This window comes from Sphingomonas sp. PAMC 26605, assembly GCF_000241485.1.
GTDB lineage: Bacteria > Pseudomonadota > Alphaproteobacteria > Sphingomonadales > Sphingomonadaceae > Sphingomonas.
The window spans coordinates 2,776,768-2,800,955 of sequence record NZ_JH584241.1 but is presented as its reverse complement, the minus strand read 5'-3'; the positions used below and the strand labels follow the sequence as shown (position 1 = coordinate 2,800,955).

The window sequence follows — 24,188 nt, the reverse complement described above, 5'->3', positions numbered from 1 at the left end:
CCAGCGATAGTGCGAAGTTCCAGGTTTAAGCGGCGATTTCCGTTGGGCGGTTGGCGGGCGAAGGGTTCGAAAAGACCATAGCGTCGTCGACCGATCCGAAGCGCAGCGTCAGCAAGTCGCGTGCGTAATTCTGATGCAGCCGCCATGGCGACTTGTCGCCTTGCTTGGGAAATTTTTCCATTGCGCGGGTGACATAGCCCGAGGTGAAGTCAAGGAACGGCTTGGCCTCCAGGGCCGCGCCCGCGAGCGTGGGGGTCGCCTGGCGCAGCCCGCGCTTGGTCATCGTGTTGAGCAGGCGGCAGACATAGCCACATGTCAGATCTGCCTTCAGCGTCCAGGACGCATTGGTATAGCCGAACGAGGAGGCCATGTTGGGCACGCCCGAATACATCATGCCCTTGTAATTGTAGGTTTCGGCCAGATCGACGGGCTCGCCATCGACGCTGAACATCACGTCGCTGAGCAACTGCAGCTCGAGCCCGGTCGCGGTGACGACCACGTCGGCGGGCAGTTCGGTGCCCGAGGCAAGCACGATGCCATCGGTGGTGAAATGGTCGATCGTATCGGTGACGACCGAGGCCCTGCCCTGCTTCAGCGCATTGAACAGGTCGGCATCGGGGACGAGGCACAGCCGCTGGTCCCACGGATTGTAGCGTGGCGTGAAATGCGTCGCGACATCATACTCGGGTCCGAGTTCGGTCTGCACCATGTCGATCAGGCGCTGCTTGGTCTTCGCGGGCCGTTTGCGCGCGAGGTTGAAGAACGCCATCCCCAGCAGCACGTTGCGCCAGCGCACCAGTCGGTACGCGAGCATCGCGGGCAGCTTGCGGCGCAGCCAGTTGGCAGTCGCATCCTCGGCGGGGCGCGACACGACATAGGTCGGCGAACGCTGCAGCATCGTCACGTGCGCCGCGGTCTCCGCCATCGCAGGGACAAGCGTCACGGCGGTCGCGCCGCTGCCGATCACGACGACTTCCTTCCCGCTGTAGTCGAGATCGGCGGGCCAGAATTGCGGGTGGACGATCTGCCCGGCGAACTGTTCGGTTCCGGCCCATTCGGGGGTGTGGCCGCGCGCATAGTTATAATAACCGCTGCACATGAAGAGGAAATTGCAGGTCAAGCTGACCGGTCCGTCGGCGCTCTCCGCCGTCACCGTCCAGCGCGCATCGGGGGTCGACCAGCGCGCCGTCTTGACGTGATGGTTGAACCGGATGTGCCGGTCGATGCCATAGTCGCGCGCGGTATCGCCGACATACTGCAAAATCGAGGGACCGTCGGCGATGGCCTTCGCCTCGGTCCACGGCCTGAACGCATAGCCGAGCGTGTACATGTCCGAATCGGAGCGGATGCCGGGATAGCGAAACAGGTCCCATGTTCCGCCGAGCGTCGCCCTGCCCTCGAGGATGACGTAGCTGCGATCGGGACACAGCGTCTGCAGGTGATAGCCTGCGCCGATTCCCGAAAGCCCCGCCCCGACCACCACCACGTCGAAATGTTCTGTGCGCATCGTCACTCTCCGGGATACCGGATATTCGATTTCCGTACGAAGCGAAAGCGGAACCGCCGTGTGGCGGTTCCGCTTGCTCAGAAGTCGCGCTTGTAGCGCACCGTCGCGTTCGACCCGCCGAACGACCCGGCCTGCGACAGCACGCTGAGTGCCTTGGTCAGCGACACCTCGATCTGCGTCGCGGTGAAGCCGCGCGCGTCGGTGATCACTTCGACATAGATGTTCTTGGTGATGTACTTGCCTGCCGCAAGCGAAGTGCTCTGCCCGGTCGTCGAGTCGGCACCCAGGATGCGCAGCCGGTCGATCCCGGCGACGCTGCGCAGCTTGCCGAGCGGATTGAGCCCGCCACCGGACCCGCGCAACGAGTTGAGCGCCGAGGCGAGCTGGATCGCCTGGATCGCCGACAGGTTGGTGACCGAGCTACCAAACAGCAAGCGGCTGAGCACTTCGTCCTGCGGCAGTTCCGGGGTCGAGGTAAAGGCGATCTGCGGCTTCTGGCCGGTACCGGTGATGTTGATCACCACGGTCACGTCGCTTGTCGTCGTCGTCGCGCTGATGTTGATCTCGGGGTCGACCAATGCGCCGCCGTCGAAGCGGACATCGCCCTTGGTCACGTCGAAGCGCTTGCCCGCGAACGAATATGTCCCGCGCACGATCTGGAGATGCCCGAGAATCTGCGGTGCGGCCGAGGTGCCGGCGACGCGCATGTCGGCCTGCCACTCCGATTCGAGGCCCATACCCGACACGAACAACTGGTTCTCCGCCCGCACCCGGATATCGAGCTTGAACAGCCCGACCGGCGCCTCGGCGGCAGGTTGCGTCGCTGCCTTGACGACATCGCTCTTGCGACGGACGCCGGTCAGTTCAGCGACTTCGGCCTGGCCCTGGCGGATGATCTCGTAGCGCGCATTCGGAATGCGGATGTCGCCGGTGATCAGCCCGCCCTTCGCCTTGCTGTTGCTCACCGACACCGTGCCCGTTGCGGTCGCGCCGAGCGCGTCGCTGCTGGCGAGCCGCGCATTGTTGAGCGTCGCCTTGACGTCGATCGGGAAACCCGCCGCCGCGGAGAAGCCGACCGAGCCCTGCGCCTGGACAGTGCCGTCGCCGGCGCGCGCCGAAAGCTGGGTGAGCTCGAAGCGATCGTTGGTGAAGCGCCCGGCGATCTTCATCTGGGTCAGCCGCGTGCCATAGGTTTCATTGTCATAGGTCAGCGAGTCGGCGCGGATCAGACCATTGAGCTGCGGCGCGTCGACCCGCCCGCCGAAATCGGCGGCGACCGCGATCGGCCCCGACAATTGCTGCTTGGCCAGGCCGGCGAGCGAGAACAGCACGCTCGACGGGCCGTTGTAGCGGATCCCGCCCGACAGCGGCGCGGCGAGCAGGCGCTGCGTCCAATTGCTCCCGGCGCCAAGCGGCTGCAGCGTCGCGACCAGCCGCCCGACGGTCGTCCCGCCGCGCTGGACCAGCGCGCGCGCATTACCGCCGGCGTCGGTCAGTCCGACCTGCGCGATCAGGTCGACCGGCTGCGACACGCTCGACAGGCTCGACCGGGTGAAGTTCTTGACGCGGAACTGGCCGGCGATCTGCGGGACGGAGGCGCCTTGTGGCTGGGTGTAATCGAGCGAGCCGGTTGCCGTGCCACCAAGGCCGAGATCGGGCACGAGCGCATTGGCAACCGACACGTCGAGCGCGTCGAGCCTGAGCTTCGCCGAAAGGCCCTTGCCGTATTCGCCGGCGATGCGCGCGCTGCCGCCCGCGCTGTTCGCGCCAGCGCCGAAGTCGATCCGCGTCGGCTGCAGGCGGTAGGTGCCGCGGTCGATGTCGACCCGCGCGACATTGCCGGTCTTGAAGGCAATGCCATTCGCCTGGCCCTGCGTCGCGACCAGCCACAGCTTGGGGCTGAGCCGCGCATTGGCGGCGATGCGGAACGGCACGCCGTTCGAGCCGGTCGCGAGCAGCTGCGCAGTCCCACTGCCATTGACGTAATTGACCTTGGCGCGGGCGGCCGAGAGCACCGCGGCACCGTAGCGCAGATCGGCGACTTGGGCGTCGGCGACGACTTGCGGCGCATTCGGGTACAGCACCGCCTGCGCGTTGATGATCGCCCGTCCGATCGTGAAGTCGGCCGCCCCCGGGATCTTGGCGTTGCTGGCGCGCGCTGCGACATCGACGCGCTGGACCTTGCCCTGCGCGGCGAGCAGAGCGGCACCGCTGATGCCCGAACCGGCGAAGGTGATACGGCCACCGAACGGCCCAGCCGCGAGTTGCTCGACGCGGCCCTTGAAATCGACGCCGGCGAAGCGCGCATTATGGATGTCCGCGGTAAGCCGCGGCGATGGCGTGACCAGCACGTCGGCGGTGAACGGCCCGTAATTGGTCCCGCCCTTGGCGAGCACCGCATAGGAGGTGCCGTTGCCGCGGACCTGCGCCTCGAGATTGACGAGACCGATGCCGACGCCCGGACGCGCCGCACGCAGCAGCACGACCGGCTTGGTCGCGGTTCCCGTCACGCGCGCGGTCAGCGGGCCGTATTGCGTCGAATAGGCGTCGGCGTCGACGAGCAGTGGGCCCTTCGGATCGTAGCGCCCCTGCCCGCGTGTCACGCGGAACTGCGGGGCGTTGAGGCGAAGGTTGCGGAAGGTGATGATGCCGTTCGGATCATAGCCGACATCTGCCGTCACCGCCGCATTGCCGCCGAGGAAGCTGCGCGCACCTTCGTTGAAGATTTGCGAGGTCTTCGCCGCAACATGCGCGGTGATGCCGAAGCCGCCGCTGGCGACCGTCACCAGCTTCGCATCCGTCCGCAGCGAGACGATACCGAAGCCGTCGACCTTATAGTCGTTGACGCGACCGTTGATCGCGCCGCGATACATCCCGGTGGCGAGATCGGCGACGACGAGCGCGGTCGCGTCGATCTTGCGCGAACGGATCCGCAGATTGTCCGACAGGACTTTGCCCTTGGCGATCGCGAAATCGCCATTGATCGCGACGTTGTCGAGCAGTCCGCCAGCTGCGGCATTGAGCCCGGTGACCCGCGCGGCACGCGCGGCGACGGGCACGACGATGTGATCGGTGTTCACGCGCGCGAGACCCGAGGCGTAGAGCTGCTCGACGCGGGTCTCGCCGAACCCGAGCACGCCCGCGGTGATCACGTAATTCACCGTCGGCGTCGCGAACTTGCCGTCGAGCACGACGCGGGCCGCAACATCGCGGCCGTTGAGGTTGGGCGCGATCGCGCCTGGGGTCAGCAATTTGGCGTTGACCGCGAACTGACCGAAGCTGCTCTGCGCGAAGTCGAGCAAGCCCTTTGCGTCGAGCGACAGCGCATCGGACCGCAGCGTCGTCGTGAGGTTGACCTTGCGCTGGTCGAGCGTTGCATCGACCGCGACCTGGAGCGCCGGCGCGGTCAGCCGCGCGATCGGGTTGACCGGGGTCGCCTTGTCCTTCGGCGCGCCGCCGGGATAGAGTCCGGGGTTGGTCGTGCCGCGGATCTTGAAGGTGCCGCTATGTGCCTCGAGCGCCAGATCGGCGAGCGATGCGCCGCCGAGCGTGCCCGTCGCCTTGCCGACCCACGCCTTCCAGCTGCCCTTGCCACCGACGGTGAAATCGAGCGGCGCCTTGAGTCCCGACAGGCCAGCCACGACGCCGTTCGCCGGCGCGGTGATGCGCGCGTCGAGGTCGAGCTTGTCCTGGTCGGGCACCGCGTCGAGTTTGAGCGTCATGCGGTCGCCACCGGCAACGCCGGGGCCGGTCAACGCGGCGACGTCGGCACTGACTTGCGCGCGCTTGTCGGCGATGTGCGTAGCGCCGTCGATGCGGATGATGTGCGGCTGGCCCGATACCGCCTTCCCGATGATGAAGCGATCGACCGTGAGGCGGCCGATATCGACGTTCAGATCGGGCAGCAGCGGCGCGTTGGGGTCGGTCGGCGTCGGCTTGAACGCGGGCGAGCGCGTCATCGTGATCAAGGCGGCCCGCGCCGACCGGACATCGATATGGTTGTGCAGATAATCGAACGGGCGCCAGTCGACCGCAATCCTTGGCGAGCTCAGGAATACCCCCTTGGGGTCGCTGACGCGCACATCGGTCAGCACCATCGCGCCGTAGAGCGATCCGTCGATCCGCCCGACCTTGATGTTGAGCCCCGACGCGGTGCTGTAGCCGCCGAGATAATTGGCGATCACGCGCCGCCCGGGCGCGGTATCGAGCCCGAACACGAACAGGCCGACGAGCACGACCAGCCCGACCAGCGTGATCGCGATCCACTTCAGGATACGCTGCCACAGTGGACGGCGCACGACGACGACCTCTTGCTCGGCCATCAGAAAGCTTGTCCGATCGAAATGTAGAGCGCGACCTTGCCGTCGCCCTTACGCGGGTTGAGCGGGGTCGCGACATCGACGCGCAGCGGCCCGAAATTGGTATAGAAGCGCCCGCCGATGCCCGCGCCGTAGCGCAGGTCGGTCCCCTTGGGGATCGGGCCTTCATAGGCGTTGCCGCCGTCGAAGAACGGCACGATGCCGTAATTGCCGAAGCGGTAGCGCGCCTCGAGCGCGAATTCGTTGAGCGAGCGCCCGCCAACCGGATTGCCCTGCGGGTCGAGCGGTCCAAGCCGCTGATAGCCGTACCCGCGCACCGATCCGCCGCCCCCGCCATAATAGCGACGCGACGGCGCGAGGTCGTCGCGGCTGGTGCCGTCGATCGAGCCGGCGCGCACGCGCCCGGCGAGCACGATGCTGTCGCCGATCGGGTAATAGCCGCTCGCCTCGATCAGCGTCCGGACGTAGGGGCTCACCGCGCCGCGGACCGACGTCTCGGGGCTGACGCTCAATTTCAGACGATAGCCCTTGGTCGGGTTGAGCAGGCTGTCGGAACGATCGAACTGCACCTGACCCGGCAGCGCCGCGATGAAATAGGTCCCACGCCGCCGCTCGCCCCGGCCGAAATCATAGACGCTTTCGTTCGTCCCGACCAATTCGAAGCCATAGGCATAGGTGAATTTCTTCTGCCACAGCGGGGTCGAATCGTACGACACCTTGCCCGACAGCGTCGCGGTCAAGGCGTTGTACGCATCATAGTCGGTGCGATCGACCGAGGCGACGAGCGTCACCGTCTTGTCGCGCTTTCCGGCGTTCGAGCGGCGGAAGGTCGCGCTCGCGCCTTGCTCCTGCGTGCCGCCGACCGCAGTCAAGATCAGCGCGCCTTCGGGCGGGAACAGGTTGCGGTTGGTGAACGAGCCGGTGAGCTGGATCCCCTGCCCCGTGCTGTAGCCGCCACTCAGCGCGAGCGAGCGCTGCTTGCCGCGTTCCTGCTTGACCAACAGATTAACTTGCTCGGTGCCGTCGGGGTTGATGTTGCCGGTCCGCACCGGCTCGACCGAGACGGTCGAGAACAGCCCCGTCGCGACGAGCGCGGCGCGCAGATCGTCGGTCAGACGGTTGTCGTAGAGCTGGCCAGGCTTGAAGCGCGTCAGCACGCTGACATGCTCGGCCCCGAAGGCGAGCCGCCCCTCGGTGGTGAAGGTGCCGAACGACGACCGCGGCCCGGTATCGACCGGGAGGGTATAGTCGCCGAGTCCGGTCACGTCGTCGAGCAGGATATCGCGCTGGCCGACCTTGGCGAAGGGATAGCCGCGCTGCGGCAGGATCAACGCAACATTGGCCTCGGCGCCCTGAACGCGATCGGCCTCGATCGGATCGCCGATCTTCAGCGGCAGCTGGCTCTCGACCAGCCCCGCCGGAATGGTCGGTTGCGCTTTGACAGTGATCGTGCCGAGTTTGTATTGCTTGCCGGGCGTCGCCGAGACGATCGCCTTCAGCCGGCCGGGATCGCCTGGGGTCGGCTCGATCGTCGAGACGGCGGTCCCGTCGTAATAGCCGAGCGACTTCATCAGCCGCACTGCGAGCGCCTCGTCCTCGCGACCGCGCGCCGAGACGACGGTCGCATTGGCCGCCTTGCCCTTGCCGCCGCGGAGCGCAGACAGTCCGTTGAACTGGCCCTTGAGCTTGACCGCATCGAGCCCGCGCACTTCGGTCTCGTAGCGGATTTCGGGCGACTTGGCGTCCTTGACGGTGACGTCGACGAGCGGCGTCGAATCGAACCCCTGTAGCGCGGGCAAGGGCTGGGTCAGTTCGGGCGGCGCGGCTTCGACCGGCGCCTGCGCTGCAGGCACCATCGGCTCGAGCGGAGCGTTGATGTCATTCGACAAAGGCGGCAGCGCCTTGTCGAATTCGGCATCGGGGACGATTGGCGGTTCGGGCGCCTGTTGCGCCGCGACCGGAGCCGCAGAGGGCGTTACCGGAGGCTGCGCCTGCTGCATCCCCGCAGCGGCGACAGCCAATATCCCACTCGAAAACCCCGATACGCTCAACGACTATATTCCCCGCTTCTTCGCAGGAAACGCGCGCGAACGGCCCCCACTTGCCCCACGAACGCGCAAGCAGCGCATTGGTTTCGCTACTTTTGCTTTACCATCAATCGATAGGTATGGAGCAGCGGCTCAGTATAGCCATTGGGCTGCGCGCCGCCATCGAAAACCAGCGCACGCGCTGCCTGCAGCGCGAGGCTGTCGGGATGCCCGTGCATCGGACGATAGAGCGGATCGCCGGCATTCTGCGCATCGACCTTCGCCGCCATCCGATCGAAAGCGGCGTCGACCTCAGCCGCGCTCGCAACACCGTGCAGCAGCCAGTTGGTGATGTGCTGCGACGAAATGCGCAGCGTCGCGCGATCTTCCATCAAGCCGATATCGTGAATGTCGGGCACCTTCGAGCAGCCGACGCCCTGGTCGATCCAGCGCACGACATAGCCGAGAATGCCTTGCGCATTGTTGTCGAGCTCGGCGCGGATTTCCTCGGGGGTCCAGTTGCGTCCCTGCGCCACCGGCACGGTGAGCAAGGCATCGAGCGGCGGGATCGCCTCTTTGGCGATCGCCGCCTGCCGCGCGAACACATCGATCTGGTGATAGTGGATTGCGTGCAGCGTCGCCGCGGTCGGCGACGGGACCCAGGCGGTATTGGCGCCAGCCTGCGGATGCGCGCTCTTCTGCGCGAGCATGTCGCCCATCCGGTCGGGCGCGGCCCACATCCCCTTGCCGATCTGGGCGCGACCCGACAGGCCGGCGGCAAGCCCGATGCGGACGTTGCGATCCTCATACGCCTTGATCCAGGCGCTGGTCTTCATCTCGCCCTTGGGAATCATCGGCCCGGCGCGCATCGCGGTGTGCATTTCGTCGCCGGTACGGTCGAGGAAGCCGGTGTTGATGAAGACGATGCGGTCCTTCACCGCCTCGATGCAGGCGGCGAGGTTGGCCGAGGTGCGGCGCTCCTCGTCCATCACGCCGACCTTGATCGTATGGCGGTCGAGCCCGAGCAAATCCTCGACCGCGTCGAACAGCGCGTTGGTGAAGGCGCATTCGGCCGGCCCGTGCATCTTGGGCTTGACGATATAGACCGACCCCGCGCGGCTGTTCTCGAACGCGCCGAGCCGGCGCAGATCGTACAGCGCGATCGTGCTGGTCACGATCGCATCGAGGATGCCTTCGGGCGCATCGCAGCCATCGGCGAGCCGAAGCGCAGGCGTCGTCATCAGATGCCCGACGTTGCGGACAAACAACAGGCTGCGGCCCGGCAGCGTCAGCCCATCGTCATACACACGATCGGGGTTGAGCCGCCGGGTGATCGTCTTGCCGCCCTTGTCGAACGATTCCTCGAGCGTTCCGGTCATCAGCCCGAGCCAATTGGCATAGGCCGCGACCTTGTCCTCGGCATCCACCGCGGCGATCGAATCTTCGAGATCGCAGATCGTCGTCAGCGCCGATTCGAGGACGACGTCGGCGATGCCCGACGGGTCGTCGCGCCCGATCGGATGGTCGCGGTCCACCACCACCTCGATGTGCAGACCGTGGTTGACGAACAGCCACGACGCGCCCCTGCGCGCGACCAATTGCGTCGGATCGCGCAGCACCGGCTCGTTGTCGGCAAGCTCGTCCCACGGGCGATCGGCGAGCGGAACCGCTTGATCGAGAAACGCCTTGGCGGCGACGACGACCTGCCGTCCACGCACCGGATCATAGCCGCCCGGCACCGCCATGCCCGGCAGCGCATCTGTACCATAATAGGCGTCGTACAGGCTGCCCCAGCGCGCATTGGCGGCGTTGAGCAGGAAACGCGCGTTGAGGATCGGCACGACGAGCTGCGGCCCCGCCAGCGTCGCGACCTCGGGATCGACATGCTCGGTGGTGATCGTGAAGGGCGCGGGGTCTGGCACCAGGTAACCGATCTCGCGCAGATACGCTTCGTCGACCGCGTCGCCCGCCTGATACCGTGCGTCGATCTTCGCCTGGAGATCGTCGCGGACTTGCAGCAGCGCGGCATTCTCGGGCGCGAAGCGGGCATAGATCGCGGCCACCCCCGACCACCACGCGCCAGGTGCGATATCGAGCCCCGGCAGGACGCGCTCCTCGACGAAGGTGGCGAGCGGCGCCGCCACCGAAAGGCCGGCGCGATCGAGCATGTCGGGCATGGATGTCCTCCTGGAAAACACGGTTCGCCTGGGGAGGGCAAACGCCGCTTAAGCCAGCGAAGGCCCGGCGATCAACCCCGCTCCGGGTCGAACGGTGCGGCAGATGCCTCGATCCGGTCAAGCATCGCGCGGAAGGTCGCGATTTCCTTGGGCGAGAATCCCACGAAAACCTTTGCTTCGAGCTCGAGCGCCTTGGGCGCGACATCCTCGTACAGCGCGCGCCCGGCCGCGGTCAGCGCGAGCATGTGCGAACGCTGGTCGCCGGGATTGGGCTGGCGTGCGACGAGACCGCGCTCGACCAGCGCCGCCGCGGCGCGGCTGACGGTGACCTTATCCATCCGTGTCGCCAGCCCGAGTGCCTGCTGCGTCATCCCCGGCCCTTCGGCGATCACCGCGACGAGTCGCCATTCCGAAATCTTGAGCCCGAACAGCGCCTGATACGCGCTCGCGATCGCGGCCGAGACACGGTTCGACGCGATCGACAGACGATAGGGCAGGAAATCGTCGAGCTTGAGCGTTGCCATGGACAATCGATACGGGATGGACCGCGCCGCGCAAGCCCGCTATATCGTTTCATCTGAAACCAGTTGGAGCAGACCGATGACCGCGTCAGACACCAAGCCCGAGAATCCGATGGGCCTTGACGGCTTCGAATTCGTCGAATTCACTTCGCCCGACCCCGAGGCGATGGCCGATCTGTTCGTCAAGATGGGCTTCACGCACGTCGGCAACCACAAGTCGAAGAACGTCCGCCGCTATGCGCAGGGCGACATCAACTTCCTGCTCAACATGGACGATGCCGGCCAGGTTGCGGGCTTCCGCGACACGCATGGCCCCTCGGCCAATGCGATGGCGTTCCGCGTCGCCGATGGCGAGCAAGCGCTCAAGATGGCAGTCGAGCGCGGCGCGGTCGCGGTCAAGGGCGCAGTCGGCCCAGACGAACTCGACCTTCCCGCGATCGAGGGCATCGGTGGCGCGAACCTCTATCTGGTCGACGAGAAGTCGCGGATCTACGAGACCGACTTCACGCCGGTCGAGGGCGCAGGCGCGAACGACAACAGCGTCGGGCTCCACACGCTCGACCACCTTACGCACAATCTGCAGCGCGGTCGGATGGCCTATTGGGCGGATTATTACGAGCGGATTTTCAACTTCCGCCAGATTCGCTATTTCGACATCGAGGGTCAGGCGACCGGTCTCTTCTCGAAGGCGATGACCGCGCCCGACGACAAGATCCGCATCCCGCTCAACGAGAGTCAGGACGAACATTCGCAGATCGAGGAGTTCATCAAGGACTATAAGGGCGAAGGCATCCAGCATCTCGCGCTTTCGACCGACGACATTTTCAAGACGGTCGACACGTTGCGCGCGAACGGCGTGCGCTTCCAAACGACTCCGCAGACCTATTTCGACCTGATCGACAAGCGGCTGCCCGGCCACAACCACGACGTCGAGGAAATGCGCAAGCGCGACATCCTGATCGACGGCGCACCCGAGACCGGCGGCGGCCTGCTGCTGCAGATCTTCACCGAGAACATGGTCGGGCCGATCTTCTTCGAGATCATCCAGCGCAAGGGCAATGACGGCTTCGGCGAAGGCAATTTCAAGGCGCTGTTCGAGAGCATCGAGCTCGACCAGATCCGCCGGGGCGTGGTGCCCGGCGCAGTCGAGGCGTAAGCGAGAGAGTAAGCCCCTCCCCTTCAGGGGAGGGGTTGGGGTGGGGCTGTAACGAGCGCTTAGCTCTGCGAGACCTCCCCCACCCCTTACCCCTCCCCTGAAGGGGAGGGGCTGGAGAGCGAGATGACCGATTACATGACCGGCTTCGGCAACCATTTCGCCAGCGAAGCCGTACCCGGCGCACTCCCGGTCGGCCGCAATTCGCCGCAGAAGCCGGCGTTCGGCCTCTATGCCGAGCAGCTCAGCGGCACCGCCTTCACGGCACCGCGGCATGAGAACCAGCGCTCCTGGCTCTACCGCCTGCGCCCGTCGGCAGCGCACCCTGCCTTCACCCGCTATGCAGGCGCTCCGCTTTTCGCGCCCGGTATCTCCAAAGCGCCGCTCGCCCCCAACCGCCTGCGCTGGAAGCCGCTCGATACCCTCGGCGACGCCGACTGGCTCGACAGCCTGACGACGATGGTCGTGGCGGGCGACGGCCCGAGGACGCAGACCGGCGTCGCGATGCATATCTACCGCGCGACCAAGGACATGGAGAACCGCGCCTTCGCCTCGGCCGATGGCGAACTGCTGATCCTGCCCGAGCACGGCGCGCTCACGCTGCTCACCGAATTCGGGCGGATCGACATCAAGCCCGGCGAAGTCGCGCTCATCCCGCGCGGCGTGCGCTTCCGCGTGACGCTCCCCGAAGGCGCAGCACGCGGCTATGTCGCGGAGAATCACGGCCAGCCCTTCCGTCTGCCCGATCTCGGCCCGATCGGCGCCAACGGCCTCGCCAATCCGCGTGATTTCGAAACGCCGGTCGCGTGGTTCGAGGAGGTCGAGGGCGACTACGAACTTGTCCAGAAGTTCCTTGGCAGCCTGTGGACCACCGAGCTCGGCCGCTCGCCGCTCGACGTCGTTGCCTGGCATGGCAATTACGCGCCGTGGAAATACGACCTGACGCGCTTCAACACGATCGGCAGTATCAGCTTCGACCATCCCGATCCGTCGATCTTCACCGTGCTGACGAGCCCGAGCGATGTCCCCGGTACCGCCAACGTCGATTTCGTCATCTTCCCGCCGCGCTGGCTCGTCGCCGAAGATACCTTCCGCCCGCCCTGGTTCCACCGCAACACGATGAGCGAATGCATGGGGCTGCTCTACGGCGCCTATGACGCCAAGGCCGATGGCTTCGTCCCCGGCGCGCTGTCGCTCCACAATCAGATGAGCGGCCACGGTCCCGACGTCACCAGCTGGCGCGGCGCGAGCGCGGCGGACCTCAAGCCGCACAAGCTCGACGGCACGATGGCGTTCATGATCGAGAGCCGCTGGGTCTTCTCGCCGACCGATTTCGCGCGCGAAACCAGCAAGCTCGATGCCGACTATGACCAGGCATGGAGTGGGTTTCCAAAGGCGCAGATCTCCTAAGTGCTTGATTAGGATCAGCCAGTATTTTCGGAACCTTCGGTCGGGGGAGTCGTCTTGTCGGTCATGCCCATGCCTTCGACACCGCTCTTCCCTTGGCGTCACCGCGCGCAAGGCGATTTCCAGGCCCTGCTCGACGCGCATGTCGCGGCAGCGGATTTTCCGTGCGTCGGCGCTAAGGCTGCGCTCGCCAAGGGAACGCTGTCCGTGCTCGCTTGCGATCGGATCGATAGTGCATGGGACGACTTGCGGATCCACGACGGACTGCTGCATTTTGCCGCCGACTATCGCGCCGATCCCGGTCTGTTCCGCAGCTTCGCGGTGATCTTCGACGGTCCAGACGGACTGAGCGAAGACGCGTTCGAGACCGCGCTGTGGCAGCGCGCGCAATCGCTCTCGGACAAGGACGTCTGGCGCGGTCAGGGCTATGACAAGGGCGTCAGTGCCGATCCTGAAAGCCCGCATTTTTCGCTGAGCTTCGTCGGCGAGGCGTTCTTCATCGTCGGCCTGCATCCCAATGCCAGCCGGCCAGCACGGCGCTTCGCGCAGCCGACGATGGTGTTCAACCTGCACGACCAGTTCACTACGCTCCGCGATCAGGGACGGTACGAGGGCATGCGCGAGAAGATCCTGGTACGCGACGAAGCGCTCGCGGGCAGTCGCAACCCGATGCTCGCCCGCCACGGCGAAGTCAGCGAAGCGCGGCAGTATAGCGGCCGCGTGGTCGGCGCGGAATGGAAATGCCCGTTCAACTACGCCGGCGACGCCGAATGAGTGATACGATCGAGATCGCTGAGCGCAGCGGGACGGCGTTCCGGCTGGCGCAGGGCGAGACGCTCACCGTCATCGACCCGCGCGGGCAGCAGGTCGCCGATCTGCTTGCGTTCAACGCGGAAGATATCGACGAGGTCATTTCATCGGGCCGGACGCTCGATTATGCCGAAACGATCCTGCTGACGACGGGGCACCAGCTCTATTCGAACCGGTCGCGGCCAATGCTCGAGATCGTCGCCGATACCGTCGGGCGGCACGACTTCCTGCTGACGCCGTGCTCGTACGACACCTTCCACCATTTCTACCCCGATCTGCCGCCGCATCGCGGTTGCTTCGGCAATCTGGCGGCAGCGCTCGAGCCGTACGGTGTGACGCCGGACCGGATACCGGTCGCGTTCAATTGCTTCATGAACGTGCCGGTCGATGCGACGACCGGCAAGCTCTCGGTGCTGCCGCCGATCAGCACCGCGGGCGACCATATCGTGTTTCGCGCGGCGATGGATCTGATCATCGGGCTCACCGCCTGCTCGGCTCCCGCAAGCAATGGCGGCAGCTTCAAGCCGATCCATTACCGGATCGATCCAGCGGGCTCAGCTATTTCATCTGTCGCCTGATGCTGGTCCAAGTGGCCTTGCCATAAGGCGGCTTGAGGCCTGCGAGCTTGGCCACGTCGAGCCTCGCCTGCTTGAACACCGCCTTGGCATGGCTGAACGTCCTGAAGCCATCCCCGCCGTGATACGACCCCATCCCTGACGGCCCGATCCCGCCGAACGGCAGTTCCTCCATCGAGACGTGGAACACCACGTCGTCGAGCGTAACGCCGCCCGAAATAGTCCGGTCGAGCACGCGCCGGCGCTCCTCGGCATCAGGCCCGAAATAATAGAGGCCGAGCGGCCGGTCGCGGCGATTAACCTCGCCGATCGCGGCGTCGATCCCGCTATAGCGCCGCACCGGCAGGACCGGCCCGAAGATCTCCTCCTGCATCACGATCATGTCGTCGGTCGCGTTGCGCACGATATGCAGCGGCATCTTGCGGCTGTTCGAGCCTGCGAAATCCTCGCCCGCCGGATTGACCGTCTCGACCGTCGCACCCTTGGCGCGCGCGTCGGCGACCCATTCCTGCAGCCGCTGGTGGTGCCGGTCGTTGATGATCGCGGTATAATCGGGGTTGACGAGCAAGGTCGGATACATTGCCGACACCGCCGCCTTGAGGCCATCGACCACGGCCTGCTCCTGCGCCTCGGGCACCAGCATGTAATCGGGCGCGAGACAGATCTGCCCGGCGTTGAGCATCTTGCCGATCGCGACGCGCTCTGTCGTCCTGGCGATGTCGGCGTCCTTGCCGACGATCACCGGCGACTTGCCCCCGAGCTCGAGCGTGACAGGCGTAAGGTTGTCGGCGGCGGCGTGGAGGATATGCCGCCCGATCCCGGTCGCGCCGGTGAAGATCAGATGATCGAACGGCAGCTCGGAGAACGCCTTGCCGACCTCGGCCGCGCCGCTGAAGAAAGCCAGTTCGTCCGCCGCGAAATAGTCCGGGCAGACCTGTTCGAACAAGGCGGCGGTGCGCGGCGTGAACTCGCTGGTCTTGACCATCACGCGGTTGCCCGCCGCGAAGGCTCCGGCAACCGGGCCCATCACCAGATTGACCGGGAAATTCCACGGCGCAATCACCCCGACCACGCCCTTCGGCTGATATTCGACCCAGGCGCGCGCGCCGAGGAGGCCCAGCGGGAACTGCACCGCGCGCTTGTCGCGCCGCATCCAGCGATCGACCGATTTGAGCGCATGCCGGATCGGCGCGATCGAGGCGGCGATGTCGGTGAGCATCGATTGCTCGCGGCTGCGATGCCCGAAATCCTCGCTCAGTGCGGCGCAAAAGGCGTCGGCATTGTCGGCGATCATCGCGGCGGCGCGGTTGAGCCGATCCTTGCGGACTGCGACGCTGACGGGCAATTCGGCCATGAAGGCAGCGCGCTGCCGGTTCAATACGTCAAGCATCGTCATCGCATTCCCCTCACGCGCAGCCGATCAACCCCGCCACCGGCACCACTACCGTATCCTGTCCCGCCTGGTCGATCTCGAGCAAGCCTTCGGGCACGACCGCGCCCGCGCTGATCGACTCGCGCGTTTCGACCTTCATCGTCAGTTTCGCGACCAGACCGCCGGTGCCGTATTCGGCCCTTTCGGGAAAGCCGAACCCGCTCGTGCCGACCTGCGCGCTGCGGTCGAGATCGGTCACCTTGCCCTGCAGCGACACGCGCAAGCGCGCCGGGTCGGCTCCCGCCATCGCGATCAACGCGCGCGTTCCGCTCGCGGTCCAGAGATAGGCGGCGCAGCCGTGCGCGGGGAGATCCTGCTTGGGAATCGCGCCGATCGGCAGGCCATCGACCGATACCAGCGGCGCAGCAGGCGCCGGTGTGGGCACCGCCTTCGGACCGGCGGCTAGCAACAAGGGCGCGAGCAGAAGAAGCGCTTTCATAGGCCCGAGCCTAGCAGGAAGAGCCAGGCCGGGTAAGCCGCGATCGCCAGCAGCGCCCCGAACGGCATCCGGTCGCCCAGCCCCGCCCCACGCCCACGTAGTAGCCCGACAAGAACGATCGCCAGCCCCGTCAGCGCCGCGAGGAAGACCACCGCTGGCAGCAGACGCCAGCCAAGCCACAGCCCGATCGCGCCGAGCAACTTCGGGTCGCCCCCGCCCAAGCCCTCCCGGTGTCGCATCCGTTCATAGGCCGCACCGATCCCCCACAGCGCGGCAAAGCCCCCCGCCCCGCCGATCAACCGATCGATCAGCGGCGGATCGACGCCGAGCAGTCCGGTGACGAGCCCCGCCCCGGCCAGCGTCGCGGTCAGCGCATCGGGCAACCAGAATTCGGCGATATCGAGCGCGGCGAGCGTCAGCAGCAGCCAGCCGAACACCGCGCCCGCCAGCCCGACCGGCCCCGGCACGGCGACGCCGGCCAGCACGCCGATGACAAGACACCCAAGTTCGATCTGCCAATGCCGCGCGTCGATCACCGCGCCGCACCGCCGACACCGGCCCCGCGCGAGCGCCGCGCTCGCCAGCGGCACCAGATCGCGCGCCGTGAGCGGCGCGTCACAACCGTCGCAATGCGACCGCCCCCGCATCACCGATCGCCCCTGCGGCCAGCGAAGGACCAGCGTCGCGAGGAAGCTTCCGATCACAACGCCGAGCAAGCCGAGCAGGACCGGCCAAAGAAGCATCTTCACCATGCCCTCCCTTACCGCCATTCGCGCCTCCGGGAACCTGCTACACCGCTATCGCTGAAGGTTTGTAAATCGGCCGCTGCTCTCCTAAATCGCACCCACGCTTCTCCCTTCCGAAAGATCGCCAATGTCCGCTGATCCCGTCGTCATCGTCTCCTATGCCCGCACCCCGATGGGCTCGTTTCAGGGTGTGCTGACCGGCGCGACCGCGACCGAGCTCGGCGCGGCCGCAGTCGGCGGCGCAGTCGAGCGCGCCGGCGTCTCGGGCGAGGCGATCGAGCGGATCTATATGGGCTGCGTGCTGCCCGCCGGGCTCGGCCAGGCGCCCGCGCGCCAGGCGGCGCTCAAGGCCGGGCTGCCCGACCATATCGAGGCGACGACGGTCAACAAGATGTGCGGTTCGGGCATGATGGCGACGATGCTCGCCGCCGATGCGCTCGCCGCCGGATCGGCCGATCTGATCGTGGCAGGCGGGATGGAGAGCATGACCAATGCACCCTATATCTCGCTGCGGCATCGCGGCGGCGCGCGGATCGGGCACGACGTGCTCAAGGACCATATGTATCTCGACGGGCTCGAGGATGCGTATCAGCCCGGAAAATTGATGGGCAATTTCGCCGAGGACACGGCGGCGGTGTATCAGTTCACGCGCCAGCAGATGGACGAGTATGCGATCGAGTCGCTTCACCGCGCGCAGCGTGCGCAGCAGTCTGGCGCGTTCGACCGCGAGATCGTCGCGGTCGAGGTCTCGGGCCGCAAGGGACCGACCAGCGTGAGCCTCGACGAACAGCCCGCCAAGGGCGACGTCGCCAAGATCCCGACGCTCAAGCCGGCGTTCTCGAAGGAAGGCACGATCACCGCGGCGAACGCTTCGTCGATCTCGGACGGCGCGGCGGCGTTGGTGATGACGCGCGCGTCGGTCGCCGAGAAGCTCGGCCTCACCCCGATCGCGCGGATCGTCGCGCAGGCGGCGCACGCGCACGCGCCCGAACTGTTCACTACCGCCCCGGTGTTCGCGATGCGCAAGGCGCTCGCCAAGGCGGGCTGGTCGGCCGACCAAGTCGATCTGTTCGAGGTCAACGAAGCCTTCGCAGTCGTCGCGATGATCGCGATGCGCGATCTCGGCCTGCCGCACGACAAGCTCAACGTTCATGGTGGTGCCTGCGCGCTCGGCCACCCGATCGGCGCGAGCGGCGCGCGGATCCTCGCGACCTTGCTCTCGGCGCTGCAGGGTAGCGGACAGAAGCGCGGGCTTGCCTCGCTGTGCATCGGCGGCGGAGAAGCGACCGCGGTTGCGATCGAGATGATGAACTGACGCGAAAGTCGGACAGCGCCCTTCCCCTGCGCAGAGGGGGCGGGCGTTATTCCAGCGCGCGGGTATAATAGCGCGCAAAGATGCGGTCGCTATAGGCTGCAAAGGGATCGCACTCGACAAATCCTGCGCGCTCGTACAGCGCCCAGGCGGCGGCGAACGGCGCATTCGATCCGGTCTCGAGGCTCAATCGGTGATACCCGCGGCCTCGCCCCTCGCCGATCAGGTGCGCGAGCATTACGCCGGCGACCCCGCGCCTGAGCTGCTCGGGCGCGGTGCGCATCGACTTGATCTCGCCATGCGTGGCGTCGAGTTGCTTGAGCGCGCCCATGCCGAGCAGATGCTCCCCCTCCCACGCGGTCCACAGCGTCACCGCCGGATCGCGCAGCCCCTCGAGATCGAGCGCGAACACGCTGCCCGGCGGCGAATTTTCGTGCGCGCTGTGCAAATGCAGCTCGAGCAGGGCAAGCACGGCGGGATGCGACAGATCGTCCCGGACGATCCGCCAGTCGTTCACGGCAGCTCTTCGGTCGGATCGACACCCCACAGGTGGTTCGCCTCGACGAAACCGCCGCGCCCGCGCACGTCGAAATGGCACCAGCCGCGCGAACACTGGCTCAGCCGCCCGACGACGCCAGGCGCCGCGCGCCACAGGATGCGCCCGCCGTCGCGCGGCGAATCGCGCAGTTCGGCAACCGTCCCCATCACCAGCGCGCTGCGCTTCTCACTGACCAGCGTGCCCATCATCCAGCCCTGCGTACCGCCCGGGTCCTCCACCTTGTACCAGGCGCCGTGGTCGTAGACGTCGAGCACCTTCACCGGCAGGTCGGCGCGCTGATACAGCCAGCTCGACGGATAGGTGCGCCCCGGCCCGGTCCGCATCCGCGCCTTACCCGCCGAAATGGACGCGAAATAGGGCGGCTTCTTCTGAACGAGCCCCGCCAGCGCCGGCCCCACCGCGCCGCCACCGAGCGCGATCGCTACACCCGCCAGCAAAAGTCTGGCCCCGATACGCATACAACTTCCCCGTCTGTGTTCGCGCCCGTTTATCGGGCTTTCGTACGCGCGCTTCAACACCGTTGACGAGGGCAAAGCGCTCCGCCAAGCCATGTCCATGCCCGAAACGAGACGCGTGCCGAACCCGAAAGTCGCCGTGACGCGCGAATTGCCCGACGCGGTAATGGAGCGCATGACGCAGCTGTTCGATACGCAGCTCCATCGCGGCCCGATCGGCATGACGCGCAACCAACTCGCTGCGGCGATGGCCGAATGCGACGTCCTGGTCCCGACCGTTACCGACGAAATCGATGCCGAGCTGATCGCGGGCGCGGGCCCACGGCTTAAACTGATCGCCAATTTCGGCGCGGGCGTGAACCATATCGCGTTGAAAGCGGCGCGCGCGCGCGGCATTCTCGTCACCAACACGCCGGGCGTGCTGACCGAAGACACCGCCGACATGACGATGGCGCTGATCGTCTCGGTCCCGCGCCGCCTCGCCGAGGGCGAGAAACTGGTGCGCTCGGGCGCCTGGCAGGGCTGGTCCCCGGGCGGGATGCTCGGCCATCGGATCGGCGGCAAGGCGCTCGGCATCCTTGGCATGGGGCGGATCGGCCAGGCGGTCGCACGCCGCGCACGCGCCTTCGGGCTGTCGATCCACTATCACAACCGCCATCGCCTGCCGAAGGTGGTCGAGGCCGAACTGCAGGCGCAATGGCATCCCCATCTCGACGAGATGCTCGGCGCGATCGACATCCTGACGATCCACACCCCGCGCAACGCCGATAGCGAGGGCCTGCTCGACGCCGGCCGGATCGCGCTGCTCCGCCCGCACGTCTATCTCATCAACGCCGCGCGCGGCGGGATCGTCGACGAGGATGCGCTGATCGACGCGCTCGAGGGCCAGCGGCTCGCGGGCGCCGGGCTCGACGTGTGGAAGCACGAGCCGCAGATCGACCCGCGGCTGCTCGCATTGCCCAACGTCGTGATGACGCCGCATATGGGCTCGGCGACCTATGAGGGGCGGATGGCGACGGGCGAGAAGGTCATCGCCAACATCCGCATGTGGGCCGACGGCCATCGCCCGCCCGATCAGGTGCTCGAGGGCTGGGCCTAGCCCGCGGCTACCACAACACCCCTTCGGCATCGGGCTTCAACGCTTCGGGCGCCGGATCGCCGATCGCCTGCAGCAGATCGATCTCGATCGTCCGGCACATCGCCGCCAGCGGCACGTCGTGGACGCTGTTGGCGAACGGATCGACCAGGTCATCGCCGATCGCGAGCACGACGAGGAACATCAGCCCGGCGATGCTCGACCCGAGCGGCGTCGCGAAGCCAAGCGTCTCGACCAGCCCGATCGGCAGCAGGATGCACAGCAGATGCGTGAAGATCGTCGGGAAGAAGCGGTATTGACTCGGCAACGGCATGTTCTTGAGCCGCTCCATCCCCCCCTGCGCGTTCGAGATATCGACCAGGATGCCTTCCATCGCCGCCTGCTGGATCGTGTCGATCCAACCCTCGGCGCGCGCGCCGTTGATCCGGCGGCCGGTGCCGTCGACGATCCCGTTGGCGATATTGACGCGGCCGAGCGCGAAATCGGCCTCGCCGCGCGACAGGAAGCGCAGCACTTCGCCATCGGCCGGCTGGCGCCGTAACTGGCAGCGCAGCGCGTTAACATAGGCGATCTGGCGTAGCACGATCGTCCGCTTCAGGTCCTTCGCCTCATCGGGCAGAAAATTGCGCGCCTGCCGCGCCAGACTGCGGCTGGCGTTGATCATCTGCCCCCACAGCACGCGCCCTTCCCACCAGCGCTGATAGGCCGAGTTGCTGCGGAAACCGAGGAACAGCGCGAGCGCCGTTCCAAACAGCGTCAGCGGGAGCGAGGGCGCGGTGAACGGGACCCAATAATAGGTCACCGTGACGATCACGTCCCACACGAACAGCAACGCCGCCGGGCGCCAGATCTCGCGCAAGATGTGACGAAAGCCGGGGCTATTGGTGACGATCATCGTATCTCTGGGCTCTCAACTGTCGGGTTGCGATAGGGCCAAATCGTGCCTTTCGCAAATCTCGCGGATCACGGCATGGCGTCCGACGCGGCCGCGCCGACGCGCGCCGTCTCATGTGTATCGACCGGATTGACCGATGCCTTCGCGAGCGCCGCCGCAGTACCCGAGGCGGGGCGCAGCACGAACCATTGCGGGCGATCGATCGCGATCAGGAATGTCAGCAGCGCCAACCCGAATCCCAGCAGGCACAGCGACGCACGCGCCGTTGGGGTGATCTTCGACGACTTGAGGGATGGCGATGTCTGCATAGCAAAGCTCCTTGTTGGCAACGTCACCAAGCTGGGAAACGCTCGCAAATCGAGTGTTAGCAAAGGATGACATTTTATTGCTGCGACGCAGCATGCGAACGTCTGCAGCAAAGGCAAAGCGATAGCAGCACCATGCCCTCGCTAAAAATGGGGTGGTCGGGTTCTTGAAATTACCGATTGACGGCCAAGTCGTGGCGTTGCAGCTTGATGACAATTAAAAAAGACGGAGAGTGATGATGGACCGCATTGGGTCGTTTGCCGTGGTTGCGGCACTTGTATTGGTATCGGCGCTGCACATCGTCAGCGCCCCGGCATATTTCAACGTTGTTCCTGCGGTACTGCTCGTCGTCGGGTTCATCCGCCTCGTCGGCCGTCATGAGCCGTCAGAAACCGCCACCAGCGACGACCTGTCGCTCGCGCCCACCGCCGAAGCCTGACTCTTTCGCCGCTGAGCCGAGGGCGACCGATACGGCCGCCCGCGGTTCAACGTGCGTGGAAGAAATCGTAGAGCTGCTGCGCTACGCCCGCGCTTACCCCCGGTGCCTTCCGCAGATCCTCCAGGCTCGCCCCGCGCACCGCGCGGGCGGTGCCGAAATGCATGAGCAACGCCTTCTTGCGCGCCGGGCCGATCCCCGGGACATCGTCGAGCGGCGACGCGCCGATCGCCTTCGAGCGCTTGTCGCGATGCGCGCCGATCACGAAGCGGTGCACCTCGTCGCGGAGCCGCTGGAGGTAGAACAGGACCGGGGCGTTGACCGGCAGCTGGAACTCGCGCCCGTCGAGCAGATGGAACACCTCGCGCCCGTCGCGGCCGTGCATCGGCCCCTTGGCGACGCCGACCAGGCACACGTCCTCGATCCCCATTTCCTCGAGCACCGCCTTGGCGGCGCCCAGCTGCCCGCGTCCGCCGTCGATCAGCACGAGATCGGGCCAGTCGCCCGAATCGCGATCGGGGTTCTCGCTCTGCGCGCGCGCAAAGCGGCGCTGGAATACTTCTCGCATCATCCCGAAATCGTCGCCCGGCTTGGTCTCGGGGTTCTTGATGTTGAACTTGCGATACTGCCCCTTGCGGAACCCCTCGGGCCCCGCGACGACCATCGCACCGACCGCGTTGGTGCCCTGGATATGGCTGTTGTCGTAGACCTCGATCCGGTCGGGCGGTTCGGCGAGGTCGAACAGCTCGGCGACCTCGCGTAGCAGCTTGGCTTGCGTCGTGCTCTCGGCGAGCCGGCGATCAAGTGCTTCCTCGGCGTTGCGCTTGGCTTGGTCGAGTAAGCGTCGGCGCGTGCCGCGCTGCGGCATCGACAGCGACACCTTGAAACCTACCCCTGCTCCCAGCGCCTCGCCGAGCAACTCGCCCTCCTCCAGTTCGCGATCGAGGAAGATCGTCTTGGGCGGCGGCACCTCCTCGTAGAATTGCGCGAGGAAGCCGGTGAGGATCTCGTCTTCGGGCACGTCCACAGTGTGTTGCGGGAAGAAGCTGCGATGCCCCCAATTCTGCCCGCCGCGGATGAAAAACGCCTGGATGCCGATCACGCCGTTCTTGTTGGCCATCGCGAAGATGTCGGCATCGCCCAGCCCCTCGGCGTTGATCGCTTGGCTGCCCTGGATGAAGGTCAGCGCGCGCAACCGATCGCGCAGGATCGCGGCAAGCTCGAAATCCATCGCGGCGGCGGCGGCTTCCATCTGGCCGCCGAGCTTGGTCTGGACCTGGGTCGATTTGCCGCCGAGGAACGCCTTTGCGTCGGCGACGAGCTCGGCATAGCCGGCTTCGTCGATCCGCCCGACGCACGGGGCGGAACAGCGCTTGATCTGATAGAGCAGGCACGGCCGGTCGCGATTCTTGAAGAAGCCGTCGGTGCACGAGCGCAGCAGGAACAGCTTCTGCAACGCGTTGAGCGTGTTGTTGACCGAGCCCGCGCTCGCGAACGGCCCGTAATAATTGCCCTTCGCACGCCGCGCGCCGCGATGTTTCTGGATTCGCGGAAATTCGTGATCCGCGCGCAGCAGGATGAAGGGGAAGCTCTTGTCGTCACGCAGCAGCACGTTGTACGGCGGGCGATAGCGTTTGATCAGCTGCGCCTCGAGCAACAGCGCCTCGGCCTCGTTATTGGTCGTGACGATCGTCATCGAGCGCGTCTGCGCCACCATCCGCTGGAGCCGCTTCGAGAGCCGCTCGACCTGCGTGTAGTTGGTCACGCGGTTCCTGAGCGCCTTGGCCTTGCCGACATACAGCACGTCGCCGCGCGCATCCTGCATGCGATAGACGCCGGGGCGGATCGGCAGCGTGGCGAGCACGTTGCGGATCGCGGCAATCCCGGTCTGCAGATCGGGCGTGTCGCCGGCGCCGCGAACGGCAAAAGTGGATTTCTCTTCGTTGAAACGATCAGGCGCGTTGGGCGAGGACATGCGCTTGATCTAGGGAGTCCGCGCGCCGGATGCCACGGAAT

At 66.3% G+C, this 24,188-nt stretch carries 20 protein-coding genes; 7 read left to right on the top strand and 13 right to left on the bottom strand.

What is annotated here, in order from left to right; genetic code table 11:
• Positions 1–25 precede the first annotated feature (25 nt).
• From RH90_RS13135 to RH90_RS13115, 5 genes are all read right to left on the bottom strand, one after another.
• Positions 26–1,507, bottom strand: coding sequence for a flavin-containing monooxygenase (locus tag RH90_RS13135; protein WP_010186174.1), 1,482 nt, complete (start codon positions 1,505–1,507; stop codon positions 26–28).
• Between the two features lie 77 nt (positions 1,508–1,584).
• Complete coding sequence (locus RH90_RS13130; RefSeq protein WP_010186173.1) at positions 1,585–5,829, bottom strand: translocation/assembly module TamB domain-containing protein; 4,245 nt, start codon at positions 5,827–5,829, stop codon at positions 1,585–1,587.
• A complete protein-coding gene (locus RH90_RS13125) occupies positions 5,829–7,826 on the bottom strand; it encodes an autotransporter assembly complex protein TamA (protein ID WP_010186172.1) in 1,998 nt (665 codons plus the stop codon). The genes RH90_RS13130 and RH90_RS13125 overlap by 1 nt, the downstream gene beginning before the upstream one ends.
• Before the next feature lie 137 nt (positions 7,827–7,963).
• On the bottom strand, positions 7,964–10,030 hold the full coding sequence (locus RH90_RS13120; protein ID WP_010186171.1) for a malate synthase G: 2,067 nt from the start codon (positions 10,028–10,030) through the stop codon (positions 7,964–7,966).
• A 71-nt stretch (positions 10,031–10,101) separates the two neighbouring features.
• Positions 10,102–10,554, bottom strand: a complete 453-nt coding sequence (locus RH90_RS13115) for a MarR family winged helix-turn-helix transcriptional regulator (protein WP_010186170.1) — start codon at positions 10,552–10,554, stop codon at positions 10,102–10,104.
• 76 nt (positions 10,555–10,630) lie between these two features.
• Between RH90_RS13115 and hppD the strand changes: the two genes are divergently transcribed.
• From hppD to RH90_RS13095, 4 genes are all read left to right on the top strand, one after another.
• On the top strand, positions 10,631–11,707 hold the full coding sequence (hppD, locus tag RH90_RS13110) for a 4-hydroxyphenylpyruvate dioxygenase (RefSeq protein ID WP_010186169.1): 1,077 nt from the start codon (positions 10,631–10,633) through the stop codon (positions 11,705–11,707).
• A 123-nt stretch (positions 11,708–11,830) separates the two neighbouring features.
• Positions 11,831–13,114 (top strand): homogentisate 1,2-dioxygenase, encoded by a 1,284-nt coding sequence (gene hmgA, locus RH90_RS13105; protein ID WP_010186168.1) that lies wholly within the window; start codon positions 11,831–11,833, stop codon positions 13,112–13,114.
• A gap of 63 nt (positions 13,115–13,177) precedes the next feature.
• A complete protein-coding gene (gntA, locus tag RH90_RS13100) occupies positions 13,178–13,885 on the top strand; it encodes a guanitoxin biosynthesis heme-dependent pre-guanitoxin N-hydroxylase GntA (RefSeq protein WP_029625302.1) in 708 nt (235 codons plus the stop codon).
• Positions 13,882–14,499: a DUF1989 domain-containing protein gene (locus RH90_RS13095; RefSeq protein WP_010186166.1), complete on the top strand. Its 618-nt coding sequence runs from the start codon at positions 13,882–13,884 to the stop codon at positions 14,497–14,499. The genes gntA and RH90_RS13095 overlap by 4 nt, the downstream gene beginning before the upstream one ends.
• Here the strand turns inward: RH90_RS13095 and RH90_RS13090 are convergent.
• Genes RH90_RS13090 through RH90_RS13080 form a run of 3 tightly spaced genes read right to left on the bottom strand, consistent with a single transcriptional unit; the run spans position 14,480 to position 17,119 of the window.
• Complete coding sequence (locus RH90_RS13090; RefSeq protein ID WP_010186165.1) at positions 14,480–15,892, bottom strand: coniferyl aldehyde dehydrogenase; 1,413 nt, start codon at positions 15,890–15,892, stop codon at positions 14,480–14,482. The genes RH90_RS13095 and RH90_RS13090 overlap by 20 nt on opposite strands.
• A gap of 10 nt (positions 15,893–15,902) precedes the next feature.
• On the bottom strand, positions 15,903–16,367 hold the full coding sequence (locus RH90_RS13085; protein ID WP_010186164.1) for a hypothetical protein: 465 nt from the start codon (positions 16,365–16,367) through the stop codon (positions 15,903–15,905).
• On the bottom strand, positions 16,364–17,119 hold the full coding sequence (locus RH90_RS13080) for a prepilin peptidase (RefSeq protein WP_010186163.1): 756 nt from the start codon (positions 17,117–17,119) through the stop codon (positions 16,364–16,366). The genes RH90_RS13085 and RH90_RS13080 overlap by 4 nt, the downstream gene beginning before the upstream one ends.
• Positions 17,120–17,240: 121 nt before the next feature.
• On the opposite strand from RH90_RS13080, the gene RH90_RS13075 reads away from it, so the two are divergent.
• Complete coding sequence (locus RH90_RS13075; protein ID WP_010186162.1) at positions 17,241–18,428, top strand: acetyl-CoA C-acyltransferase; 1,188 nt, start codon at positions 17,241–17,243, stop codon at positions 18,426–18,428.
• A gap of 46 nt (positions 18,429–18,474) precedes the next feature.
• Here RH90_RS13075 and RH90_RS13070 read toward each other — a convergent pair whose 3' ends face one another.
• Both RH90_RS13070 and RH90_RS13065 read right to left on the bottom strand, forming a co-directional pair.
• Positions 18,475–18,942: a GNAT family N-acetyltransferase gene (locus RH90_RS13070; protein ID WP_010186161.1), complete on the bottom strand. Its 468-nt coding sequence runs from the start codon at positions 18,940–18,942 to the stop codon at positions 18,475–18,477.
• Positions 18,939–19,442, bottom strand: a complete 504-nt coding sequence (locus RH90_RS13065) for an SH3 domain-containing protein (protein WP_010186160.1) — start codon at positions 19,440–19,442, stop codon at positions 18,939–18,941. The genes RH90_RS13070 and RH90_RS13065 overlap by 4 nt, the downstream gene beginning before the upstream one ends.
• Before the next feature lie 97 nt (positions 19,443–19,539).
• On the opposite strand from RH90_RS13065, the gene RH90_RS13060 reads away from it, so the two are divergent.
• Positions 19,540–20,538, top strand: coding sequence for a 2-hydroxyacid dehydrogenase (locus RH90_RS13060; RefSeq protein ID WP_029625301.1), 999 nt, complete (start codon positions 19,540–19,542; stop codon positions 20,536–20,538).
• Positions 20,539–20,545: 7 nt separating this feature from the next.
• On the opposite strand, the gene RH90_RS13055 is transcribed toward RH90_RS13060, so the two are convergent.
• The gene (locus RH90_RS13055) at positions 20,546–21,430 is read right to left on the bottom strand and encodes a bestrophin family protein (protein ID WP_010186158.1); all 885 of its coding nucleotides are present in this window, start codon (positions 21,428–21,430) and stop codon (positions 20,546–20,548) included.
• 68 nt (positions 21,431–21,498) lie between these two features.
• A complete protein-coding gene (locus RH90_RS13050) occupies positions 21,499–21,738 on the bottom strand; it encodes a hypothetical protein (protein ID WP_010186157.1) in 240 nt (79 codons plus the stop codon).
• A gap of 233 nt (positions 21,739–21,971) precedes the next feature.
• On the opposite strand from RH90_RS13050, the gene RH90_RS13045 reads away from it, so the two are divergent.
• Positions 21,972–22,175: a hypothetical protein gene (locus RH90_RS13045; protein ID WP_010186156.1), complete on the top strand. Its 204-nt coding sequence runs from the start codon at positions 21,972–21,974 to the stop codon at positions 22,173–22,175.
• Between the two features lie 46 nt (positions 22,176–22,221).
• Here the strand turns inward: RH90_RS13045 and uvrC are convergent, their stop codons facing one another.
• Entirely contained in the window at positions 22,222–24,147 is a 1,926-nt protein-coding gene (gene uvrC, locus RH90_RS13040) for an excinuclease ABC subunit UvrC (RefSeq protein WP_010186155.1), read from the bottom strand.
• Between the last annotated feature and the right edge of the window lie 41 nt (positions 24,148–24,188).